The sequence below is a fragment of the Mucilaginibacter sp. 14171R-50 genome (genome assembly GCF_010093045.1).
GTDB lineage: Bacteria > Bacteroidota > Bacteroidia > Sphingobacteriales > Sphingobacteriaceae > Mucilaginibacter.
This window is the reverse complement of the sequence record NZ_CP048115.1, coordinates 3,192,930-3,212,341: the sequence shown is the minus strand read 5'-3', so window position 1 is coordinate 3,212,341 and position 19,412 is coordinate 3,192,930. Positions and strand designations below refer to the sequence as shown.

Genomic DNA, 19,412 nt, shown 5'->3' with positions numbered 1-19,412 from the left:
CCACTGACGATCAATACCATTTACTACCATTCCTAATGAAATACTGATAGCAAACGATTCATCTAAAATTGCCAAGTATAGCTTGGAATGAGCTCGGAGTTAGGTATAAATTAAAAGGCCACAAAGAAAAAATCTTTGTGGCCTTTTAATTTCGGTTCAGCAAAATTACGGTTTTGTTTCCGGGGCAGGCTGCTGCTGTCCTTCGGCAGGTTTGCTACCACCCGGTGCCTGGCCGTTACGCGGCGGGCGGGGCAGTTCAGAAGCCCTTACTACTTCGGGGTGCTGTACGCCGCGGTGGCAGGTATAGCAGTTAACATTGCTCTCAACCACCATGTTGGTGCTGTCTTTTTTGGAGTGAAAATACTTTTTGTTGATAGCTTGGGTCATTTTATACATGTTGCGGGCCATTTCTTTCTCAGGCTTGGCATCGTTGGCCCAATCCATTTTTTTGGTATCCTCGTTGCGTACATGGCAAAAGCTGCAACGCGCGCCTAAAGCATGCTCCCACTCCTCCATTACCTTATGCAACTCTTTATCTGATATATCTTTTGGCAAAACCTTAAGGTTTACAAACTTATCGCCATCAGCCGGTACCGCTGCCGGCGACATAGCCATAAATACTACTGCCGACAGCAGCCCTATTGTGGCCAGTAATTTTTTATTCATTGTCATACAAATATTCAGGTTGTGTGTTTAAACTTCTAAACTAGATTATTTTATTAATATTAACAATACGTAGCATGTTTTTTACTAACCTCAGGTTAAAAAGGGCGCTATAAGTTCCATGCTCAACTCCCACAGCCTGTCGCGCCCTACTTCGTTTGTGGCTGCCGCCGAAGTATTTGCCGGATGCCTGTTTTTAAAATACTTGCCGCTTTTAGCATCAATTCGGGAGGCCGATGCCAGGTAAATACTGGTTTGGGCACCTGTTTCGGCCGATATCATAAACGGCCGTGCCAGCCACATTAATGTTTTACCAATACCGGTAAGCCCTGTACCAAAGCGGGTGTTAACCAATCCCGGATGCACCGCAAATGCACTTATTCCCTTAGGGCCATATTTTAACGCCAGCGACCGTGTAAAATAAATATTAAATAACTTGGCGGTGCCATACGCCTTCCACGCAGCGTAAGGCCGCTTTGTCCATTGCAGGTCGTTAAAGTTTGGTTTAGCCATGCGATGCGCTTCCGAGCTTACATTGATAATCCGGGCCTGGCCTTTCTCTAACAATGGCAAAAGGTTTTGTACCAATAAAAAGTGCCCAAGGTGATTTACTGCAAAGGTCATTTCAAAACCGTCCTTACTTTCGCTTCGTTGGTTAAAAATGCCGCCCGCGTTGTTTATCAATACATTAATAGCCAACAAACTGCTTTTTAATATACCTGCGGCGTTCCTGACGCTTTCCAGGTCGGCAAGGTCGCAATGCACCACGTAAACACTTTTGTTTTTTGTGATAGCTATAATATCCTGCTTAAGTTCCTCGCCGCGTACGGTATCGCGCACCAGCAAGTAAAGCGCATGGTCTTTTTTGGCAAGGGCAATTGCGGTCTCTTTTCCTATACCGGATGTTGCGCCCGTTATAACTGTAGTTGTGATAGGCATAGCTAATTATTAATAGGTTGCTGTTGTAAAACTAAAATAATTCGGTCAAAAGGCAAACCTGCGTAAAACCTGCTAACTGATGTTTAAACGGGAAATATGCCAAAATCTTTTACGGTATCGGTTTTTGCCGAAAATTCTTTTTGTTAAATTTTGTTAAACAATTTGCATTGTTACGAAATAGTCGTATGTTTACGAAATAATCGTAGAAGCATGGAGAAATTATCACAACAGGAAGAAGAAGCAATGCAGGCAGTTTGGCTTGCGGGTACCGGTTTTATTAAAGATTTTCTTGACCAGATGAACGAACCGAAACCGCCCTATACCACCCTTGCATCCACCATAAAAAATCTTGAACGCAAAGGTTTTGTAAAGGGCGAAAAACTGGGTAACTCGTACCGCTACACACCGGCCATTGCTGAAGAAGAGTATAAAAAACGCTTTATGAGCGGCTTTGTGAGCGACTATTTTAAAAACTCGTACAAAGACCTGGTTACCTTTTTCGCCAACGAAAAAAAGATAAGCGCTACGGAGTTAAAAGAGATCCTAAACCTGATAGAAAAACCTAAATCATAATAAAATGCCAGCCTTATTTGTCTTTTTATTTAAAGTAAATATTGCACTGCTGCTGTTTTGCGCAGGCTACTACCTGGTGCTACGCCATCTAACCTTTTATACGCTTAACAGGGCTTATTTAATGGTTGCCATATTGTTTGCAACCCTTTACCCAAAAATAGACCTGAGCGATTTTGCATTGCGCCACGAAACATTGACCAGGCCGGTGCAAACAGTGGTATTAAATTGGCAAGCGCCTGCCCAAACACTTATAAAACCGTTAACCCAGCCTAATTACTGGCAATGGGCAACAGCTATATTCTGGATCGGGGCTATTTTTTTGGCCTTCAGGCTAATGATGCAGTTATTTTCGCTGTTCCAGTTGTACCGCAGGTCGCGGCCGGCGCGCATCCTTGATCATGATGTAAGGGTTATTGAGGGCGAAGCCGCGCCATTCTCTTTTTGGAGGAGCATTTATGTAAACCCTGCCAACCATACCCCTACCGACCTGAAAGCTATATTACTGCACGAGCAGGTACACGTAAATGGCTGGCATACTATTGATATTTTACTGGCCGAGCTAAGCAGCATATTTTATTGGTTTAACCCCGGTATATGGCTCATGAAAAAGGCTGTGCGCGAAAATATCGAGTTTATAACCGACAGAAAAATTTTAAACAATGGTATTGATAGTAAAACCTACCAATATAGCCTGGTAAACGTGAGTTTTAACGCCACTACCCCCGGCATTGTAAACCATTTTAATATTTCAACTATAAAAAAACGTATAATTATGATGAACGCTAAAAGATCTTCGAGGTTTACACTTACGCGGTATGCGTTTGTGGTGCCTGCTGTTATTGCCCTGCTGCTGGTATTTACACTGTCAAAAGCTGATGTTGCCAAACCAATTACCCATAAAATAGCTGTTGCAATAAAACCGGTTACCGCAGCTATAAAAGAGGCGGCTAAAACCGCGATGACCATTACTTTGACCGATACTGTGCCGGTTAAAAAGGCAAAATCAGCGCCGGTTATACAAAACGACAATGAAAAAGTAACCATAAACCAGGTATTTACGGTTACAAAAGCCGATACCGGCAAAAAACGAAAGTTATACATCAGGACATCCACAACAAATAATATCGACTCGATGAACGTGGTATTAAACGGCAAAAAGATAACTAACGGAAAATTCTCGGAAATTGACCCTGAAACAATATCGAGTGTTAACATTGTTAGCGCCAGCAAAATAAAAAGCCTGCTGGATGCCAATCCAAATTACACCTTCGATAATAACGACCAGGTTATTTTTGTTACCACAAAAGATTCGAAAGAAGGAAAAGAACTTGCCGAAAAACTGGGCGTAAACCGCCAGATAACCAACATCAGGATAAACGGTGTAACAAAAGACCGCAACAACCTAACCTTAAAGGAAACAGCGTTGGTAAATTCGTTGCCGGGCCTAAAGGGTACGCTGAATGATGTAGTTGTAATTAACGGCAGCCCGGCCCAAACTACCGACAAACTAAATGAAGTTGTGGTACAGGGCTATGGTACAAACATTTTAACAAACGATACCGCCGTGGTAGTTAAAGGCTATCCTTCAAAAATTGCAAAAGAAGTTTATGTAACCGGCGTACCTTCAAAACGCTATACAGTGGCGACACGGAATGGTTCAGTATATTACCCGTCAGCAATAAACTTAAAGCGCAGCAGTACTATCGACAGGATATCAGATAAGCTGATCGTTATTGATGGTAAAGTGGCCAGTGAAAAAGAAATGAAAAAGTTATCAGCCTTTGATATCGACAGGATGAGCGTGAGCAGGGATAACGATGCGGATACCCTGAAAAAGTATGGCGAGAAGGCTAAATATGGTGTGGTTTATATCTATACCAAAAAAGGAAAATAATCAGATCAGTTAATAGTTAACCATCAGGTTGGTTGGGGCAAGCCCGATCGACCTTTTTTGGTTGAAAATATTTGTCATGCTGAAGATGGTGAAGCATCTTTAATAACCAGAAGCTTAATTTTCCTCCTCGGGGAGGGGCGCTGAGAGCTGTGTAACGGCAGGGAAGGGTTAACCCTTCCCTGCAGCCTCCCGCCGGGAGAGAATCGCACGAGTCCTGCATTAACTTGCTGCCGCCAGCTTCTCGTTCTCTAAAATTTCCAGTAGGGCTTTTTCGGCTTTATTAAGTTCGGCGGCCTTAATATCCTTATCTTCATCAAGCGCCTCGATGTACTTAAATATGGTGCGTTCTTCGTAGCTTTTTATAACAGTAGGGTGCACATAATATTTTTTGCATACCGTGCGGGTATTGCCAAGGTTTATGGCAACCTCGTCGAGCACGCTCACTATCTTCCTTTTACATTCGGCTATGGTATCAAAACCACCCTGGTCTTTAAAGGCGTACAAAGCGCTTACACTGCCCGCCCAGGTACGAAAATCTTTAGCGGTAAAATCTTCGCCGGTAATTTCTTTTAAGTAAGCGTTTATATCGCCAGAGCCTATGGTGCACCTGCTGCCGTCCTGGTTATAATACTGAAACAGCTCTTTACCGGGTATATCGCGGCATTGCTTAACCAGTTTGGCCAGCTTTTTACTTTGCAGGGCAATTTTATGCATCACGCCTTTTTTACCCTTAAACTGAAAATTAAGCTTGCTTCCCTCTATCTTCACATGCTTATCCATCAAAGTGGTCAAGCCAAACGATCCATACAGTTTTTTATACGACTCGTTACCCACGCGAATGCTGGTCAGCTCCATCAGGCGTACCACCAGGGCTACCACCTTTTCGTGGTCGAGGTTTCGGCGGGCCAGGTCCTGGTCAACCTGCTGGCGTATGGCAGGCAAATGCGCAGCAAACGTTTGCAGGCGGTGATATTTGGATTGATTGCGTATCTGGTTCCAATAGGTGTGATAACGGTATTGCTTGCGCCCTGCCGCGTCAGTACCCGTAAACTGCAGGTGGCCATTCTCGTACGGCGATATCCATACATTGGTGTACGCAGGCGGTATTACCAGTTTGTTGAAACGCGAGATAAGCTCTTTATCTTTAACCGTATTACCGTCGGCATCAATATAACGCCAGCCCTTCCCGGCCTTTTTGCGTGTGTAGCCGGGCACCGAGTCTGATACATAGCGCAGACCCACTGCCTTAGCGGTTATTTTTGGGTCGCGGCCAATTTTTTCGAGTTTTTTTAACAGGCGGTTCATGTGTATGATACAACATGCGTGTAAGTCGAAAGTTTTAAGTCCGCAGTCCTAAGTAAAAAATAACCTCTTACTTTAGACTTAGGACTTTAAACTAGAGACTTTTCAGCACATCCACCACATACTCTACCTGACCCGGGTGTACATCCAAATGCGTTACAAAACGGATGCGGTGAGTATCGGTGTTGTTAGCCTTTATACCTTTTAATTCTAATTTGGCAAGCACGGCATCAGCAGGTTCGGCGGTGTCAAATAAAACGATGTTGGTTTCAACGGGCACTACGTTTGTTACCCAGGGGCATTGGGCCAGTTCTTCGCCCAGTATGCGCGCGTGGGCGTGGTCTATCTTTAATCGCTCTACGTGATGGTCGAGCGCGTATATACCTGCTGCTGCCAGGAAACCCGCCTGGCGCATCCCGCCGCCCAATACCTTGCGTATGCGGCGGGCATATTTTATGGTAGGCTTATCCGCCAGCAAAACAGAGCCTACCGGCGCGCCCAGTCCTTTTGATAAACATACCGAAATACCATCGAAGTATTTGCCGTAATCTAAAGCGTTGTCGCCCGTGTGGGCAAGGGCGTTAAAGATACGCGCGCCATCCAAATGCAGCTTTAAGTTTTGCTGTTGGCACAGTTCGGCGATGGGCTTTATATGTTCTAATGTATAGCAGCTGCCGCCGCCCTTGTTCACCGTATTTTCCAGCACTACCAGGCTGGTATGCGGATAATGAATGTTTTCGGCGTTTATTTCGGGCGCTATCATTTCGGCGGTAAGGATGCCCCGGTAACCGTTAAGCAAGCGCGTTGATACCCCTGAGTTAAAGGCGATGCCCCCACCCTCGTAACGGTAAACATGCGCGGTTTGGTCGGCTATCAGTTCGTCAAGCGGCTGGGTAAAACATTTAATTGCTATCTGGTTGGTCATGGTGCCCGAGGGGCAGAATATGGCATCTTCCATACCAAACATAGCGGCGGCTTTTTGCTCCAGCGCATTAACGGTTTCGTCCTCGCCAAACACGTCGTCGCCCACTTTGGCGCTCCACATGGCCTCAAGCATTCCCGGGGTCGGTTTAGTTACGGTATCGCTGCGCAGATCAACTGTTATCATGTCAAAAATTCCATTATATTTGGTTTCAAATCTAAACCATTTATGAGGAAAATATTACTCCTGCTTTGTATTTTAAGCATTACAATTGGCGCGAAGGCGCAATTATTTGGCAAACATTACGACGAAGGAGCTTACTATGATTCAGTTGGTGTAAAACATGCAGGACTAATTTCATGGGAAGTTCCAGCCCCTTCAATTTTTAAAAAGAAAGGCGATCATATATATTACAAACCCAATAAAAACGCTGATGACGTTAAGATTAACTCTACTGCCCTTACTTCGTTTACCATGAGGCGAAATGAGGAAACCGTTGATAGCTTTGTTGTTTCCCAAAATAAAAAATTTGAAAAGGCTCCGTTTTTAAAGGTGGTAATTGCAAATGAGGTAAAACTGTACAGTTGGACTACCATGTCCCAGTCATCCGGAATGTCAATGGGCACAGGCTTTTCTGTAGGGGCCGGTGTTTCAGGCGGCAAAACAACTTATTTTTTCGGTAATGGTCCCGAAGATCTCACCGAACTTAATAAAAAGAATTTCATCGAAATTATGAGCCAGATAATGGCAAACAAGCCCGAAGCTGTTGCAAGAATAAAAAATAAGAAACTGCGTTATGGTGACATGGACGACCTGCTTTATTTTTATAAATACGATGTAATGCCTCCGGCACAGGCCCCTGATCCATTCAGCGGTTCAAATAATTAAACCATGCGTAAAATAACACTGATACTTTTTATCCTTACCGGCTGGCTTACTGCCAACGCTCAGGGGCCACAACGCAAATGGTTCGAGGGTACGGTTTACCATACCAGCGGCGAGATATTCGACGGGCTGATATCATGGCAACCGCCCCACAAAGGCGAGTACGCCGATGGCGACCAGATACTGTACACCGCCAACGAGCACTCGGAGGTATTCCCTATCCCCTATTATAAAATAAAATCGTTTGTAATGGGTGCCGATAGCTTTGTGGTATCGCACAACGTGCTGTTTAAAAACAACCCGTTCATGATCGTATCGCTTGATAACCCTACTAAACTTTTTACGGTTAAAACAGCTAAGAACGGCTTCCCGCTGATGCTTAACACCGGTGGCGGCGGCGGCAATTTTGGCGTAGGCGTGGGCATAGCTACCACTGTTGGCGGCGGCACCCGCACTACTTATTATTATGGCACCAATAAGGATAACGTTACCAAACTGGAGAAGAAACAGTTTATTGAGGTGATGAGCGATATTATGGCCGACAAGCCCGAGGTGGTGGCCAAAATTAAAGATAAAACATTTCGTTATGGTGATATGGAAGACCTGCTGACCTATTATAAAACAGGGCAAATGCCAAAAAGATCATATGACTATTAATTATATACTTCCCGTTAAACATATTTTTAAGGCCGCACTTGCCTTGTTATTGATACTGATAACAAGTAGCAGCGTTATGGCACAAAAATGGCTGCCGGGCTTTTTTATCGATATAAAAGGCGTAAAAACCGAAGGCTTCATCCACCCTAACCCCGGCGGTAAGGGGCCGATAAAAGACGAAGGCTTTATTGAGTTTAAGGACGAGGAAAAATCCACCCCGTATTTTTTGAGCACCAGCGACCTGCAGTCGTTTGTAGCAGGTAAGGATAGCTTTGTGGTGGCGCACGCGCCCGGCAACGAAACCTGGGCCAAAAAGGACTTTGATTTTGTACGCGTAGCCGTTAACGAGGAAATGAAAATTTATGCTACCCGCGGCGCAGGCAGCGGTGGCAGCGGCGGCAAAAAGGTGCGGGTAGCACCATCAATGGGCGTTGGCGCGGGCACTTACGGCGCATCGTACGGCGGCGGTTTAGGTATAAGCATAGGTGGCGGCGAGGGCGGCAGCAACAATACCAAGCTAAGCTATTATTATGGCAGCAACACGGCTAATATGCAGCACCTCACCAGCGAAAACTTTAACGATATCATGAGCGAGGTAATGGCCGATGAACCCGAAGTGGTTGAGCAGATACGCAACAACCGCTTTAGCCTGGGCAGCATAGAAAAATTGATAGCGTACTTTTATAAAGTAAAGGCTTCGCACAGGTAAAATTCTTAAAACTTTTTAGGTGTGCTGTGTGTCGTTAGTACATAATATTGCAGCCTTATGCCCGAAAAACATCCAGAAGCGCCAAAACACCCCAAAAAAGAGCTTACCTATATCGAAAAGGTATGGCACACAGTAGCCATAGTAGCCTTGCTGGTGGTGGCTATTTTAATAGCCCGGGTAGCCTTTAATGTGCTGCTGATGATACTTGCCGGGTCGTTAATTGCGGTATACTTTCATGGCCTGGGCGATATTATTGAACGCCGCACCAAGTGGAACCGCAAATGGTGCATGACCATATCCGTTGGGGGGTCGTTTTTACTTTTGGGCGCATTGTTTTGGTTTATGGGCACTACCATACAGGGGCAAATTGCCATCCTTAGCGAAAGCCTGCCCCAAACCATCAGCAATTTAAAGTTAAAGCTTGGCGAAAGTCCCCTCGGCGCCAAGGTGCTCGAATATTTTAATGATGACAACGGCGACAAGGTATTTTCTACCGCGCGCAGTTTCTTTAGCACCAGCTTTGGTGTGCTGGGCAATATTTACATCATACTGTTTCTGGGGATATTCTTCACCACACATCCCTCGTTGTATAAAGATGGCATCATTAAACTTTTTCCGGTTCAGAATAAGCCTATGGCCCGGCAGGTAATAGACCGTACCAGCCAGGCTTTAAAGGGCTGGTTAAAAGGCACAATGCTTTCTATGGTGCTTATATTTATCATGATAAGCATCGGTTTGTACATCATTGGCATACCGGTAGCCCTGGTACTGGCGCTTTTAACCGGCTTGTTAAAATTGATACCAAACTTTGGCTCATTGGCCGCGATGATACCCGGCGTACTGCTGGCATTAACAAAGGACGTTAATACTGCTATTATTACCGCGTTGCTTTATATGGTGTCGCAAACCATAGTGAGTAATATCGTTACACCGCTCATTCAAAAAAAGATGATCAACATACCCCCTGCTTTAACCATTATCAGCCAGGTTATTATGGGGGTATTATCGGGCGTGTTGGGTATAATATTAGCGGTACCGCTGCTTTCGATTTGTATAATCCTGGTAGACGAACTGTATATCAAAAAGATCAATCCCGAAGAAGCTAACGATAACAAGGTTGGTAAACGTACGGTCGACAGCGATTGAAGCAGTTGGCGGTTGGCAGTTGGCAGTTGGCAGTTGGCAAATATCCGGAATAAAAAGGCCTGTCCGTAACTAACGGACAGGCCTTTTTATTTTGACTTTTAACTTAAAACTTTAGACTTTAGACTTAACTATTGCCCTTGCGCCAGGGTGTATCCTATTTTACCATCAAATTTCATCAGGAACTCTACCGAGCATACTTTAAAATCTTCCGACAAGTCGGCAGCGATATGCAGTATCTCTTTTTGGGTAATATCGGTACCTTCCTTCTTTTCAAAACGCATACGATATTCGTTCACCAACTCGGTAAAAATGGACCCGGTTGGCCATACCTGTGTACCCCGGTTTGATATCATCACCAAATGAAAGTTATCTATCAGTTTACGCTGGGCTATTTCGGCAAGTTCGTTTGGTTGCTTGTTAGATTGTACAAACACATCTACCCCTATCATCTCCTCTTTTGTGTTAGCGTTGGTAACGGTAAGCTTATTTTTTGAAGGATGATCGTGGTTGGCTTTCACTTCCATATCCGGCTGCCCCACCACGGCGCCCTTTGCAGGGGTTTGTCCCAGGTTGCTTATCACCGCGTCGGCAAACGCTTCGGTATTAACCGATGGGGTTGCTTTGTCGCCAAAATCACCGGTATGTACCCCTTGTTCAAGGGTGTAAAGCAGCGAGTTTTCGATAGTCGCGGCAGCGGTAGTAAAACCAAGATAGCGCAGCATGGATATACCCGATAGCAGTAAAGCCGTAGGGTTGGCAATACCACGACCAGCAATATCAGGCGCGGTACCGTGTACGGCCTCGAAGATAGATATATTATCGCCAATGTTGGCAGATGGGGCAAAGCCAAGGCCGCCAACCAAACCTGCGCACAGGTCAGATACAATATCGCCCTGCAAATTGGTTAACACGATAGATTGGAACATCTCCGGCCTTGATACCAGCTTCATACACAAATCGTCCACAATAATATCTGATGATTCGATATCCGGATATTCACGTGCTATCTCATAAAATGTTTCCAAGAACATGCCATCGGTAAGTTTCATGATATTGGCCTTGTGGCCGCAGGCCAGTTTGGTATAACCCTTACGGCGCGCCATTTCAAAAGCATACCGTATTACCTGCGCCGAACCGGGGCGGGTGATGATACGGCGGCCAACAGCAACGTCGTTAGTTAGCAAATGCTCTATACCACCGTAGGTATCTTCAATATTTTCGCGTACTATGGTCAGGTTAATGGGGATACCTGCTTTTGAAAAAACAGTATCAACACCATTTAAAGATCTAAAATCGCGTTGGTTGGCATAAGTATTCCACACCTTCCGGGCGGTTACGTTAATACTTTTTACGCCTTTGCCCTTAGGGGTTTCCATAGGGCCTTTAAAAAGCAGGCCTAAGCGCTCAATAGTTTCTTTAGCCAGGGCGGTCATGCCGGTAGAGTGGCCTGCATCAAAATAAGATTTGCCCATTTCTACAAACTCGTAATCGAGCTGTACATTGGCGGCTTCAAATATGCGGAGAACGGCTGCCATAATTTCGGGGCCTATGCCGTCACCTTTTGCTACTGCTATTTTGGTTTTCATGAAGTTGTATAGAGGTAAGTAAAAACAGCGCAAAGATAGGCTTTTTAAGGGTATTTTTAGCCAACAGCCTACCTATTGCACTTAATTTGTGACAATTAAAACAGCTTTGTTTGCAGATAGTTTGATGGTATATTTTTACAAGCAATAATTCTTCAACCGCTATTTAAAAGATTTAGGTAAATTTGCAGCCTACAATGAAAGCATTTTACGGCGATTTAAAATTAGGGATTTTAGGCGGCGGCCAGTTGGGCCGCATGCTTATACAGCAGGCAATAAACTATAACGTTACCGTTAAGGTACTGGACCCCGACCGCGAGGCGCCCTGCCGCAAGCTTTGCAACGAGTTTGTTGTGGGATCGCTGGGGGACTACGAAACGGTTTACAACTTTGGTAAAAAGGTTGACCTGTTAACCATCGAGATAGAAAAGGTAAACGTTGACGCGCTGGAGCAACTGGAGAAAGAAGGGGTGCTGGTTTACCCGCAGTCGCGTATTATTAGGCTGATACAGGACAAAGGCCTGCAAAAACAGTTTTTTAAAGAGAACGACATACCAACCGCCGAGTTCCAGGTGATATCATCGCCCGAGCAACTGGCGCAAAGTCATATCCCCTTTCCCTACATTCAAAAGCTGCGCCGCGATGGTTACGACGGCAAGGGCGTTTACCGGGTAAACGATGAAAGCTATTTGCCCAGCGCCTTTACGGAGCCGAGCATTATTGAAAGGATGGTTGATTTTGAGAAAGAGATTGGCGTAATTGTAGCCCGTAACGAAAGTGGCGAAGTAAAGACCTTTCCGTTGGTTGAGATGGAGTTTAACCCCGAAGCTAACCTCGTAGAATTTTTGATCACCCCCTCTACGTTCGCTTTTGAGGTGCAGATGGAGGCCGAAAATATTGCTAAACGTATAGCCGAAACACTGAACATTGTTGGCATACTGGCAGTAGAAATGTTCCTGACCAAAGATGGTAAGATACTGGTGAACGAGTTGGCCCCACGCCCGCACAACAGCGGCCACCAAAGTATTGAAGGTAACGTGGTGTCGCAGTTTGAGCAGCATTTACGTGCGATATTTAACCAGCCACTGGGCGATACCGCCTGCCTGAGCAACGCCATTATGGTAAATATTTTAGGTGAAGCAGGCTACGAAGGCCCTGCCATTTACCAGGGCATCGAAAAAATATTAAAATGCGATGGTGTTTATGTGCACCTGTACGGTAAAGCGCTAACTAAGCCTTTCCGCAAGATGGGGCACGTTACCGTTATAGATAACGACAGAGAAAGAGCGATAGAAAAGGCAAGGTATGTGCAGCAAACGCTAAAAGTGATTGCATAAAAGTTAAACAAAAAATTAAACCCACGTCATTGCGAGGTACGAAGCAATCTCTTTAGGACAATTAGACGCCCTGTCTAAAGGATTTGCTCAAAGAGATTGCTTCGTACCTCGCAATGACGGTTTGAAATAAACAATACAACCAATGAGCCAACCAAAAATTGCCATTATAATGGGCAGCAAATCGGACCTGAACGTTATGCAGGATGCCGCGGATGTTTTAAAAGAACTGGGTGTGGAATATGAAATAACTGTGGTATCGGCACACCGCACACCCGACAGGATGTTCAGCTACGCCCGTGCCGCTGCCGACCGGGGCATAAAAGTAATTATTGCAGGTGCCGGTGGTGCCGCGCATTTGCCGGGCATGGTGGCCTCGTTAACCCACTTACCTGTTATTGGCGTACCCGTAAAATCAAGCAACTCAATTGATGGCTGGGACTCTATCCTGTCTATCCTGCAAATGCCAAACGGTATCCCGGTGGCTACCGTTGCCCTTAATGCGGCTAAAAATGCAGGCATCCTGGCAGCGCAGATCCTCTCGACCGCTGATGAATATCTGGTTCAAAACCTTATCGCCTTTAAAGAAAAGTTAAAGCAGATTGTTGAAGCCTCGGCAGCAGAAATGGAGAAGTGAGTCGGAAGTTTTTAGTCGGAAAGTCCGGAAGAGAACGCGCTGTCATACGGAGCAATAGCGAAGTATTCACTAACGAAGAGTTCGTGACCGTTTCGGTGGTTAGATCCTTCAGTATATTCAGGATGACAAATGGGAGATCACAAATCCGGAATCCGGAATCACTTAATTTAACATCGGGTTTTCCGGAAAATTGGCAATATGGGCGTAGCGCTGGCCAAGGCTGATCACTATCTCTTTCCACAGGTTTTGCTCGTTATTGCTGAATATATTATCGGCTTCAAATTTATTGGCCACTATCCAGGCGTCTTCGCGAAGCTCATCATCAAGCTGTCCGGGTGTCCAACCTGAGTAACCCATAAAAAATTTCACCTCGTCTTCTTTTAACTGATAATTGCTTATGAGTTCTTTGATCTGCTCAAACTCACCGCCCCAGTAAATACCGTCCCATATCTCAATACCATTGTCTATCTCGTCGGGGCAGCGATGTATGTAATGCAGTGTATTGCCCGCAACCGGCCCGCCCATGTACACAGGTATCTCTGAGTACGAAATATCCGGCAATATATCGCCCAGCAAATACTCGGTTTGGTGATTAAGAATAAAACCCATAGCGCCCGCCTCTGAGTACTCAGTAAGCAGGATAACCGACCGCTTAAAATTAGGATCGGGCATAAAAGGTTCTGATATGAGCAAACGGCCCGCAGCCGCCGAAATTTGACTTAGCATGGGTGGTATATTTACATATGATTAACAGTAAATTTAAAAATATGTTCTTTAATCGTCAAAATGAACTGCCTGTAGATATGTACGGTATAATTAATTTGTAAGTTTGCGTCGATGGACCAAAAAGATATAGAAAACTTACGGCAGGACTATACCGCGGCTTCGCTGAACGAAACCGACGTTGACGCCAACCCCATACGCCAGTTTGACAAGTGGTTTAACGAAGCTATTAATTTTAAGATACACGAGCCCAACGCCATGACATTGGCCACCGCAACACAGGATGGCCGGCCATCGGCAAGGATAGTGCTGCTTAAAGGCTTTAGCGATGATGGCTTTAAATTTTACACCAATTACCTTAGCCGAAAGGGTAAAGAGCTAAGTAAAAACCCGTTAGGCGCCCTTGTATTCTTTTGGGGGGATATGGAACGCCAGATACGTATTGAAGGCACTATCGAAAAACTGGATAAAGCTTATTCTGAAAAGTATTTCCACTCGCGCCCCAAGCTTAGCCAGATCGGCGCGGCAGCATCGCCGCAAAGCAGGGAAATTGACAGCCGCGAAGAGCTTGAACAAAAGATGGCAGCGTTGGAAGTTGAATACGCTGATAGCGAAGTGCCAAAACCATCGTACTGGGGCGGTTACATTTTAAAGCCCCGCCTGATAGAGTTTTGGCAGGGCCGCCGCAGCCGCCTGCACGACAGGATAGTTTATAAGAAAACGGATAATAAAAACTGGAAAATTGTTCGGCTGGCACCATGAGTTTTGATGATATCAAATTATTGCTTATCCAAAAGTTTGGCGAAACTGTAATTATCGGCGAAGAACGTACCGGACTGCAACCCGCACTGCTGATAAACCCGGACCATATTGCCGGTGTTTGTTTAGAGCTGCGCAATAACCCAAAAACTTATTTCGATTTTCTTTCGTGCTTAACAGGAATGGACTACGGGGCAGAAGTCGGCCGGTTTGGTGTGGTGTATCACCTGTCCTCTATCCCCTACCATTTACAGCTTACACTTAAAATAAGTAAGGAAAATGACCGCACGGCGGATAATTTGCCATCGTTCCCGAGTATCACGTCGGTTTACCGCACTGCGGACTGGCACGAGCGCGAAGCTTACGACCTGGTAGGGATATATTTTGAAGGCCACCCTGATCTGAGGAGAATTTTACTGCCCGATGATTGGGAAGGTTATCCGTTAAGGAAGGATTATAAAGCAGCAGAATATTATAAGGGGATAAAAGTTGACTAAAAATAATAACCGTCATTGCGAGGCACGAAGCAATCTCCTGACTTTGCAGGTTAGATTTGCATGGGAAGAGATTGCTTCGTACCTCGCAATGACGACACGGATAAAACATTGAACACAGAGACATCAAAATATAACCGTGCTTTAGAAGCCTATCACAAAAAGATAGCGGACGCCGCCGTAGAGGATATGGTGCTTAACATGGGGCCGCAGCATCCGTCAACACACGGGGTTTTGCGGCTGGAGCTGATAACCGACGGCGAGATAGTGAAGGAAGTGATCCCCCATGTAGGGTACCTGCACCGTTGTTTCGAAAAACATGCCGAATCGCTCACCTATCAGCAAACCATCCCTTTTACCGACAGGCTGGACTACCTTGCATCAATGAACAACAGCCATGCCTGGGTAATGGGCGTGGAGAAAATGCTGGGCATTGATCAGGATATTCCAAAACGGATAGAATACATCCGCGTACTGGTATGCGAGCTTAACCGCATTGCATCGCACCTGATCGCCATTGGTACCTACGGTATTGATATTGGGGCTTTCACCCCTTTCCTGTGGTGCTTCCGCGACCGCGAACATATTATGGGCATGCTGGAATGGGCCTCGGGCTCGCGCATGTTGTATAACTATATTTGGGTAGGTGGTTTATTTTACGATTTACCCGTCGGGTTTGAAGAGCGCTGCCGCGAGTTTGTAGATTACTTTAAACCAAAAATGGTTGAGCTTAACCAGCTTTTAACCGATAACCAGATATTTATAAGCCGCACTGCCAATGTTGGGGTGTTGCCTATGGATGTGGCCATTAACTGCGGCTGCAGCGGCCCTGTGCTGCGTGGCTCGGGGCTTAAGTACGATCTTCGCCGTATTGATAATTACTCGGTTTACCCCGAACTGGAATTTGACATCCCGGTAGGTAAAGGCGAAATGGGCACAACCGGCGATTGCTGGGACAGGTACAAAGTGCGCGTTGACGAGATTCAACAATCGCTGCATATTGTTGAGCAGTGCCTTAACCGTTTGCAAAACGAATTAAAACGTACCCCCGATTTTGACCCCCGCGCTAAAATGCCCCGCAAACTAACTCCAAAAGTGCAGGATTATTACGCCCGCTGCGAAGGCGCCAAAGGCGAGCTGGGCTTTTACTTTGTGCATAATAACGAACGTTCCGAAATTCCATTCCGCGCTAAAGTACGTGGCCCAAGCTTCAACAACCTATCTGTATTGCCCGAAATAGGCAAAAACATCATGATAGCCGACCTGGTGGCAATTATCGGCTCACTGGATTTTGTATTGGGCGAGGTGGATAGGTAGGATTTTAGAGATAAGAGGTTTGTGATTAGTGGGTAGGTTGACAACTACCTGTCCTCGCGTCATTGCGAGGTACGAAGCAATCTCTTTAGGACAATTCAACACCTTACATCAACGAATGGCTCAAAGAGATTGCTTTGTCGCTATCGCTCCTCGCAATGACGCGTTGATGAAGTGAGCCAAAAAAAGGGAGGCAGTTTCCCGCATCCCTCTTCGCTATATAAATTGTTGATTTTTTACTGGTTGTAAACCTTCACCATAAACACATAGTTACGCAGCTTTTTTATTTGCTGGGTACGGCTAAGGCCGGCCAGGGTGTTTTTGGTGTTAAGTGTAAGCGATTTGCTTAACGAATCGGCAGGGATGTTTTGAATGGCCTTTAGCAGGTAATTTGATTTTACCGCGAAAGCCGCTCCGGTTGTTTGGGTTTGCTTACCGTTTATCACACCAATGATATTGCCCTTATCATCAAGTAAGGGGCCACCGCTGTTGCCGGGGTTAACGGGTATAAATACTTCATATTCGGTGGTATCGCCGCGGAAACCGGTGCTGGCGGTTAGCGCGCCGGGGCCAAACTTGATGTCATCGCCGGGGTAACCCAATGTATATACTACTTCACCTAAATCGCTTTTCGATTTTTTAAAGGTATACGGCACCGGGCCGATATTTTTGAACAACGTATCGTTGATCTGTAAAATGGCTACATCATACGCCGGATCGGTATAAACCACTTTGGTGTGGTACGATTCGCCGGCAGCATTTTGAACATACACGCTGTCGCCACCGTTTATCACATGATAATTGGTAACAATGTACCCGTTACCGGTAAGGGCGAAACCTGTACCTCTGAACCGTGCAGAAATGCTGGGACCTGTTTTAGTGCTTTTAATAATATTATCCTGCTGCTGCCCCAACTGGCGCTGCTGGTCTTTAACCAGTTTAACCTCCCTGCTCAATTGCTGGAAACGGGGATCCTTGTTGCTCAGGTCGCCGGTGGCGTAAAGTATAAGCAAAACCGCAAATATAGCTACCGACGCTGCAACTGATATTTTTGAGTGATGGTTACGCCACATTTGTACCACCCACGATGGATGCGCCATCAGGTCGTCTTTAAGGGTATGCACATCAATTTCCTCGTGTATCTCGTCTAAACGGGCCTGCATGCTCAAGCGGTCGTTATATTGTTTTAACAGGCCTGTAAAATGTTTGTACTCTGTTATTTTTGCATCAATGGTCGCATCCTTTTTGCGCAATGCCTCAAACTGAGCGCGTTCACCCTCGGGCATTTCGCCGCTCAGGTAGCTCTCTATCATTTCTAAAAGTTGGTTATCTTTCATTTCGTCGCCCCTTCCTTATATTACTGCTGAAAAAATAATTTCTTCAGCCTTTGCAAGCACTTGTACTTCTGTGTCTTCGCGTTATCAGCATTGGTATAGCCAAACCGTTCGCAGATATCCTGCATCGATCTGTTATGCATGTAAAAATCCTCCATAATAGTTTTGCAGGGTTCGCCGAGTAACTTTAGCGCGTCGCCCATTTTGTTAAGCTGCATATCGCGTTCCTCGTGCATCTCCACCTCATCCTCAACCGGCAGGTACTCCTGAAAATCTTTTATATCGCCGCCGTACCTGTTCAGTTGCTTAAGCCGCTTTAACCATAAACGCCTGCATATCGAATATATGTACGTTTTTAATTTGCTGCTCAGCTCAAAATCGCCCCGCTTAACCTTATTATAAAGAACTATTATCGCTTCCTGGTAAATATCCTTAGCTTCATCCTCGTCGCCATTGTTACTGATAACGAGTTGTAAAACCATTGGAAAATAAGCCAGGTATAATTTTTTTAAAACACTATCAGAGTTATTAAGTATCCCAATGATCACTTCCCTATCCGATGGTGCTTCCACATTTAACTGATTATTCACTACTTAATACTTTTTATACTCAATTGTAACCCAATTATATTTTTTATTTTTTCGGTTTATGTTAATAGCATGCTGTATTCCGCATCTTGCCGCAATATCGGTAAATATTTATTAGCACAGAGCGGCATTAAATTTGAGTTAGGTATGGCATAACATAAACAGCTTAGTATGAAAAATTTAATAAAGACAAGTTTTTTAGCGTTTTTTATCGCTACAACATTTGCCGCGTGCAGCGGAAACAATTCTACGCACGTTCCGGATAGTACGCGGGTAGATACCCCGGTAAACAAGAATGCTCCTGATGCCGGCGGCGCCGAAGCTAACGGCGCGCCATCTGCAATCGACAGCGGGATGGATAAATCCGGATCGGGCGGTACGGATAGCGTAAAACAAAGTAAGAAGCGAAAAGAATTTGACCATTAATACCTTGCGAAAGTCAAAAAGCTACAAACGGGGTAGACAGTACTGTAAAAGTTGATTCGACCGCCGCGCCTGTTGATTCAACAAAAAACGACAGCGTAAAAAATAATTTAAATTAGTGGGTTACCTTTTTCAGATCGGCGTATTAACAACCGATAAGAATAAAATAACTTACAAATCATCAAACAACAAAAAATGAAAAATTCATTCAAAATCGCATTTTTAGCTTTAGCTATCGCTGTTTCAGCTGCTGCTTGTAAAGGTTCTGGTTCTGCATCTTCAGCTGATTCTGCTGCTGATACTACTGTTAAAGTTGACTCTACTGTTAAAGTTGATTCTACTGTTAAAGTTGACTCTACTGCTGCTCCAGCTGATTCAGCTAAAGCTGATTCAACTAAAAAATAATTTAACGTAACCCGTTAAATACTAAAAAATTACATTGTTAATTTTTTAAGTTTTTTAATTTTTTAAAGAGGTAACCTGCATTTTTTTTAAAAAGTGGGTTACCTTTTTTTGTTTTGGGTATTAACTAAC

General features: G+C 45.0%; 21 protein-coding genes. 13 read left to right on the top strand and 8 right to left on the bottom strand.

Annotated elements, in window-relative coordinates; translation table 11 throughout:
- Positions 1-165: 165 nt before the first annotated feature.
- Both GWR56_RS14745 and GWR56_RS14740 read right to left on the bottom strand, forming a co-directional pair.
- Positions 166-666 (bottom strand): c-type cytochrome, encoded by a 501-nt coding sequence (locus GWR56_RS14745; RefSeq protein WP_162431989.1) that lies wholly within the window; start codon positions 664-666, stop codon positions 166-168.
- Between the two features lie 90 nt (positions 667-756).
- On the bottom strand, positions 757-1,602 hold the full coding sequence (locus GWR56_RS14740) for an SDR family oxidoreductase (protein ID WP_162431988.1): 846 nt from the start codon (positions 1,600-1,602) through the stop codon (positions 757-759).
- Between the two features lie 210 nt (positions 1,603-1,812).
- On the opposite strand from GWR56_RS14740, the gene GWR56_RS14735 reads away from it, so the two are divergent.
- Positions 1,813-2,175, top strand: a complete 363-nt coding sequence (locus tag GWR56_RS14735; RefSeq protein ID WP_162431987.1) for a BlaI/MecI/CopY family transcriptional regulator — start codon at positions 1,813-1,815, stop codon at positions 2,173-2,175.
- Between the two features lie 4 nt (positions 2,176-2,179).
- Entirely contained in the window at positions 2,180-4,069 is a 1,890-nt protein-coding gene (locus GWR56_RS14730) for a M56 family metallopeptidase (protein WP_162431986.1), read from the top strand.
- A 219-nt stretch (positions 4,070-4,288) separates the two neighbouring features.
- On the opposite strand, the gene GWR56_RS14725 is transcribed toward GWR56_RS14730, so the two are convergent.
- Positions 4,289-5,374: a DNA topoisomerase IB gene (locus GWR56_RS14725; protein WP_162431985.1), complete on the bottom strand. Its 1,086-nt coding sequence runs from the start codon at positions 5,372-5,374 to the stop codon at positions 4,289-4,291.
- A gap of 91 nt (positions 5,375-5,465) precedes the next feature.
- A complete protein-coding gene (locus tag GWR56_RS14720; RefSeq protein WP_370463772.1) occupies positions 5,466-6,479 on the bottom strand; it encodes a low specificity L-threonine aldolase in 1,014 nt (337 codons plus the stop codon).
- A gap of 42 nt (positions 6,480-6,521) precedes the next feature.
- Between GWR56_RS14720 and GWR56_RS14715 the strand changes: the two genes are divergently transcribed.
- The 4 genes from GWR56_RS14715 to GWR56_RS14700 are packed head-to-tail and all read left to right on the top strand — an operon-like array spanning position 6,522 to position 9,690.
- Positions 6,522-7,181 (top strand): hypothetical protein, encoded by a 660-nt coding sequence (locus GWR56_RS14715; RefSeq protein ID WP_162431984.1) that lies wholly within the window; start codon positions 6,522-6,524, stop codon positions 7,179-7,181.
- A gap of 3 nt (positions 7,182-7,184) precedes the next feature.
- Positions 7,185-7,835: a hypothetical protein gene (locus GWR56_RS14710; RefSeq protein ID WP_162431983.1), complete on the top strand. Its 651-nt coding sequence runs from the start codon at positions 7,185-7,187 to the stop codon at positions 7,833-7,835.
- Entirely contained in the window at positions 7,825-8,544 is a 720-nt protein-coding gene (locus GWR56_RS14705) for a hypothetical protein (RefSeq protein ID WP_162431982.1), read from the top strand. The genes GWR56_RS14710 and GWR56_RS14705 overlap by 11 nt, the downstream gene beginning before the upstream one ends.
- Before the next feature lie 57 nt (positions 8,545-8,601).
- The gene (locus tag GWR56_RS14700) at positions 8,602-9,690 is read left to right on the top strand and encodes an AI-2E family transporter (RefSeq protein WP_162431981.1); all 1,089 of its coding nucleotides are present in this window, start codon (positions 8,602-8,604) and stop codon (positions 9,688-9,690) included.
- A 128-nt stretch (positions 9,691-9,818) separates the two neighbouring features.
- On the opposite strand, the gene GWR56_RS14695 is transcribed toward GWR56_RS14700, so the two are convergent.
- Positions 9,819-11,276: an NADP-dependent isocitrate dehydrogenase gene (locus tag GWR56_RS14695; RefSeq protein WP_162431980.1), complete on the bottom strand. Its 1,458-nt coding sequence runs from the start codon at positions 11,274-11,276 to the stop codon at positions 9,819-9,821.
- A 194-nt stretch (positions 11,277-11,470) separates the two neighbouring features.
- On the opposite strand from GWR56_RS14695, the gene GWR56_RS14690 reads away from it, so the two are divergent.
- Both GWR56_RS14690 and purE read left to right on the top strand, forming a co-directional pair.
- Positions 11,471-12,610, top strand: a complete 1,140-nt coding sequence (locus tag GWR56_RS14690; protein WP_162431979.1) for a 5-(carboxyamino)imidazole ribonucleotide synthase — start codon at positions 11,471-11,473, stop codon at positions 12,608-12,610.
- A gap of 142 nt (positions 12,611-12,752) precedes the next feature.
- A complete protein-coding gene (purE, locus tag GWR56_RS14685; protein ID WP_162431978.1) occupies positions 12,753-13,244 on the top strand; it encodes a 5-(carboxyamino)imidazole ribonucleotide mutase in 492 nt (163 codons plus the stop codon).
- 162 nt (positions 13,245-13,406) lie between these two features.
- Here the strand turns inward: purE and GWR56_RS14680 are convergent, their stop codons facing one another.
- Positions 13,407-13,970 carry a YqgE/AlgH family protein gene (locus tag GWR56_RS14680; protein ID WP_162431977.1) on the bottom strand — a complete coding sequence of 188 codons (564 nt, stop codon included), beginning with the start codon at positions 13,968-13,970 and terminating at the stop codon, positions 13,407-13,409.
- Positions 13,971-14,081: 111 nt separating this feature from the next.
- On the opposite strand from GWR56_RS14680, the gene pdxH reads away from it, so the two are divergent.
- From pdxH to GWR56_RS14665, 3 genes are all read left to right on the top strand, one after another.
- Positions 14,082-14,729: a pyridoxamine 5'-phosphate oxidase gene (gene pdxH / locus GWR56_RS14675; RefSeq protein ID WP_162431976.1), complete on the top strand. Its 648-nt coding sequence runs from the start codon at positions 14,082-14,084 to the stop codon at positions 14,727-14,729.
- Entirely contained in the window at positions 14,726-15,223 is a 498-nt protein-coding gene (locus GWR56_RS14670; RefSeq protein ID WP_162431975.1) for an NADH-quinone oxidoreductase subunit C, read from the top strand. Before pdxH ends, GWR56_RS14670 begins: the two co-directional genes overlap by 4 nt.
- A gap of 186 nt (positions 15,224-15,409) precedes the next feature.
- On the top strand, positions 15,410-16,537 hold the full coding sequence (locus GWR56_RS14665) for an NADH-quinone oxidoreductase subunit D (RefSeq protein WP_221262148.1): 1,128 nt from the start codon (positions 15,410-15,412) through the stop codon (positions 16,535-16,537).
- A 233-nt stretch (positions 16,538-16,770) separates the two neighbouring features.
- On the opposite strand, the gene GWR56_RS14660 is transcribed toward GWR56_RS14665, so the two are convergent.
- Positions 16,771-17,871 (bottom strand): S1C family serine protease, encoded by a 1,101-nt coding sequence (locus GWR56_RS14660; protein ID WP_162431973.1) that lies wholly within the window; start codon positions 17,869-17,871, stop codon positions 16,771-16,773.
- 20 nt (positions 17,872-17,891) lie between these two features.
- Complete coding sequence (locus GWR56_RS14655) at positions 17,892-18,458, bottom strand: RNA polymerase sigma factor (RefSeq protein ID WP_162431972.1); 567 nt, start codon at positions 18,456-18,458, stop codon at positions 17,892-17,894.
- A 168-nt stretch (positions 18,459-18,626) separates the two neighbouring features.
- On the opposite strand from GWR56_RS14655, the gene GWR56_RS14650 reads away from it, so the two are divergent.
- Both GWR56_RS14650 and GWR56_RS14645 read left to right on the top strand, forming a co-directional pair.
- Complete coding sequence (locus tag GWR56_RS14650) at positions 18,627-18,881, top strand: hypothetical protein (protein ID WP_162431971.1); 255 nt, start codon at positions 18,627-18,629, stop codon at positions 18,879-18,881.
- Between the two features lie 192 nt (positions 18,882-19,073).
- On the top strand, positions 19,074-19,283 hold the full coding sequence (locus GWR56_RS14645; RefSeq protein ID WP_162431970.1) for a hypothetical protein: 210 nt from the start codon (positions 19,074-19,076) through the stop codon (positions 19,281-19,283).
- Positions 19,284-19,412 lie beyond the last annotated feature (129 nt).

Excerpts from the sequence above, each read along its gene's own strand:
- GWR56_RS14710 (WP_162431983.1), top strand. The coding sequence starts at position 7,185 with ATGCGTAAAATAACACTGATACTTTTTATCCTTACCGGCTGGCTTACT.
- GWR56_RS14680 (WP_162431977.1), bottom strand. The coding sequence starts at position 13,970 with ATGCTAAGTCAAATTTCGGCGGCTGCGGGCCGTTTGCTCATATCAGAA.
- pdxH (WP_162431976.1), top strand. The coding sequence starts at position 14,082 with ATGGACCAAAAAGATATAGAAAACTTACGGCAGGACTATACCGCGGCT.
- GWR56_RS14745 (WP_162431989.1), bottom strand. The coding sequence starts at position 666 with ATGAATAAAAAATTACTGGCCACAATAGGGCTGCTGTCGGCAGTAGTA.
- purE (WP_162431978.1), top strand. The coding sequence starts at position 12,753 with ATGAGCCAACCAAAAATTGCCATTATAATGGGCAGCAAATCGGACCTG.
- GWR56_RS14650 (WP_162431971.1), top strand. The coding sequence starts at position 18,627 with ATGAAAAATTTAATAAAGACAAGTTTTTTAGCGTTTTTTATCGCTACA.
- GWR56_RS14700 (WP_162431981.1), top strand. The coding sequence starts at position 8,602 with ATGCCCGAAAAACATCCAGAAGCGCCAAAACACCCCAAAAAAGAGCTT.
- GWR56_RS14720 (WP_370463772.1), bottom strand. The coding sequence starts at position 6,479 with ATGATAACAGTTGATCTGCGCAGCGATACCGTAACTAAACCGACCCCG.
- GWR56_RS14665 (WP_221262148.1), top strand. The coding sequence starts at position 15,410 with ATGGTGCTTAACATGGGGCCGCAGCATCCGTCAACACACGGGGTTTTG.
- GWR56_RS14715 (WP_162431984.1), top strand. The coding sequence starts at position 6,522 with ATGAGGAAAATATTACTCCTGCTTTGTATTTTAAGCATTACAATTGGC.
- GWR56_RS14725 (WP_162431985.1), bottom strand. The coding sequence starts at position 5,374 with ATGAACCGCCTGTTAAAAAAACTCGAAAAAATTGGCCGCGACCCAAAA.
- GWR56_RS14660 (WP_162431973.1), bottom strand. The coding sequence starts at position 17,871 with ATGAAAGATAACCAACTTTTAGAAATGATAGAGAGCTACCTGAGCGGC.
- GWR56_RS14695 (WP_162431980.1), bottom strand. The coding sequence starts at position 11,276 with ATGAAAACCAAAATAGCAGTAGCAAAAGGTGACGGCATAGGCCCCGAA.
- GWR56_RS14705 (WP_162431982.1), top strand. The coding sequence starts at position 7,825 with ATGACTATTAATTATATACTTCCCGTTAAACATATTTTTAAGGCCGCA.
- GWR56_RS14735 (WP_162431987.1), top strand. The coding sequence starts at position 1,813 with ATGGAGAAATTATCACAACAGGAAGAAGAAGCAATGCAGGCAGTTTGG.
- GWR56_RS14670 (WP_162431975.1), top strand. The coding sequence starts at position 14,726 with ATGAGTTTTGATGATATCAAATTATTGCTTATCCAAAAGTTTGGCGAA.
- GWR56_RS14740 (WP_162431988.1), bottom strand. The coding sequence starts at position 1,602 with ATGCCTATCACAACTACAGTTATAACGGGCGCAACATCCGGTATAGGA.
- GWR56_RS14730 (WP_162431986.1), top strand. The coding sequence starts at position 2,180 with ATGCCAGCCTTATTTGTCTTTTTATTTAAAGTAAATATTGCACTGCTG.
- GWR56_RS14690 (WP_162431979.1), top strand. The coding sequence starts at position 11,471 with ATGAAAGCATTTTACGGCGATTTAAAATTAGGGATTTTAGGCGGCGGC.
- GWR56_RS14645 (WP_162431970.1), top strand. The coding sequence starts at position 19,074 with ATGAAAAATTCATTCAAAATCGCATTTTTAGCTTTAGCTATCGCTGTT.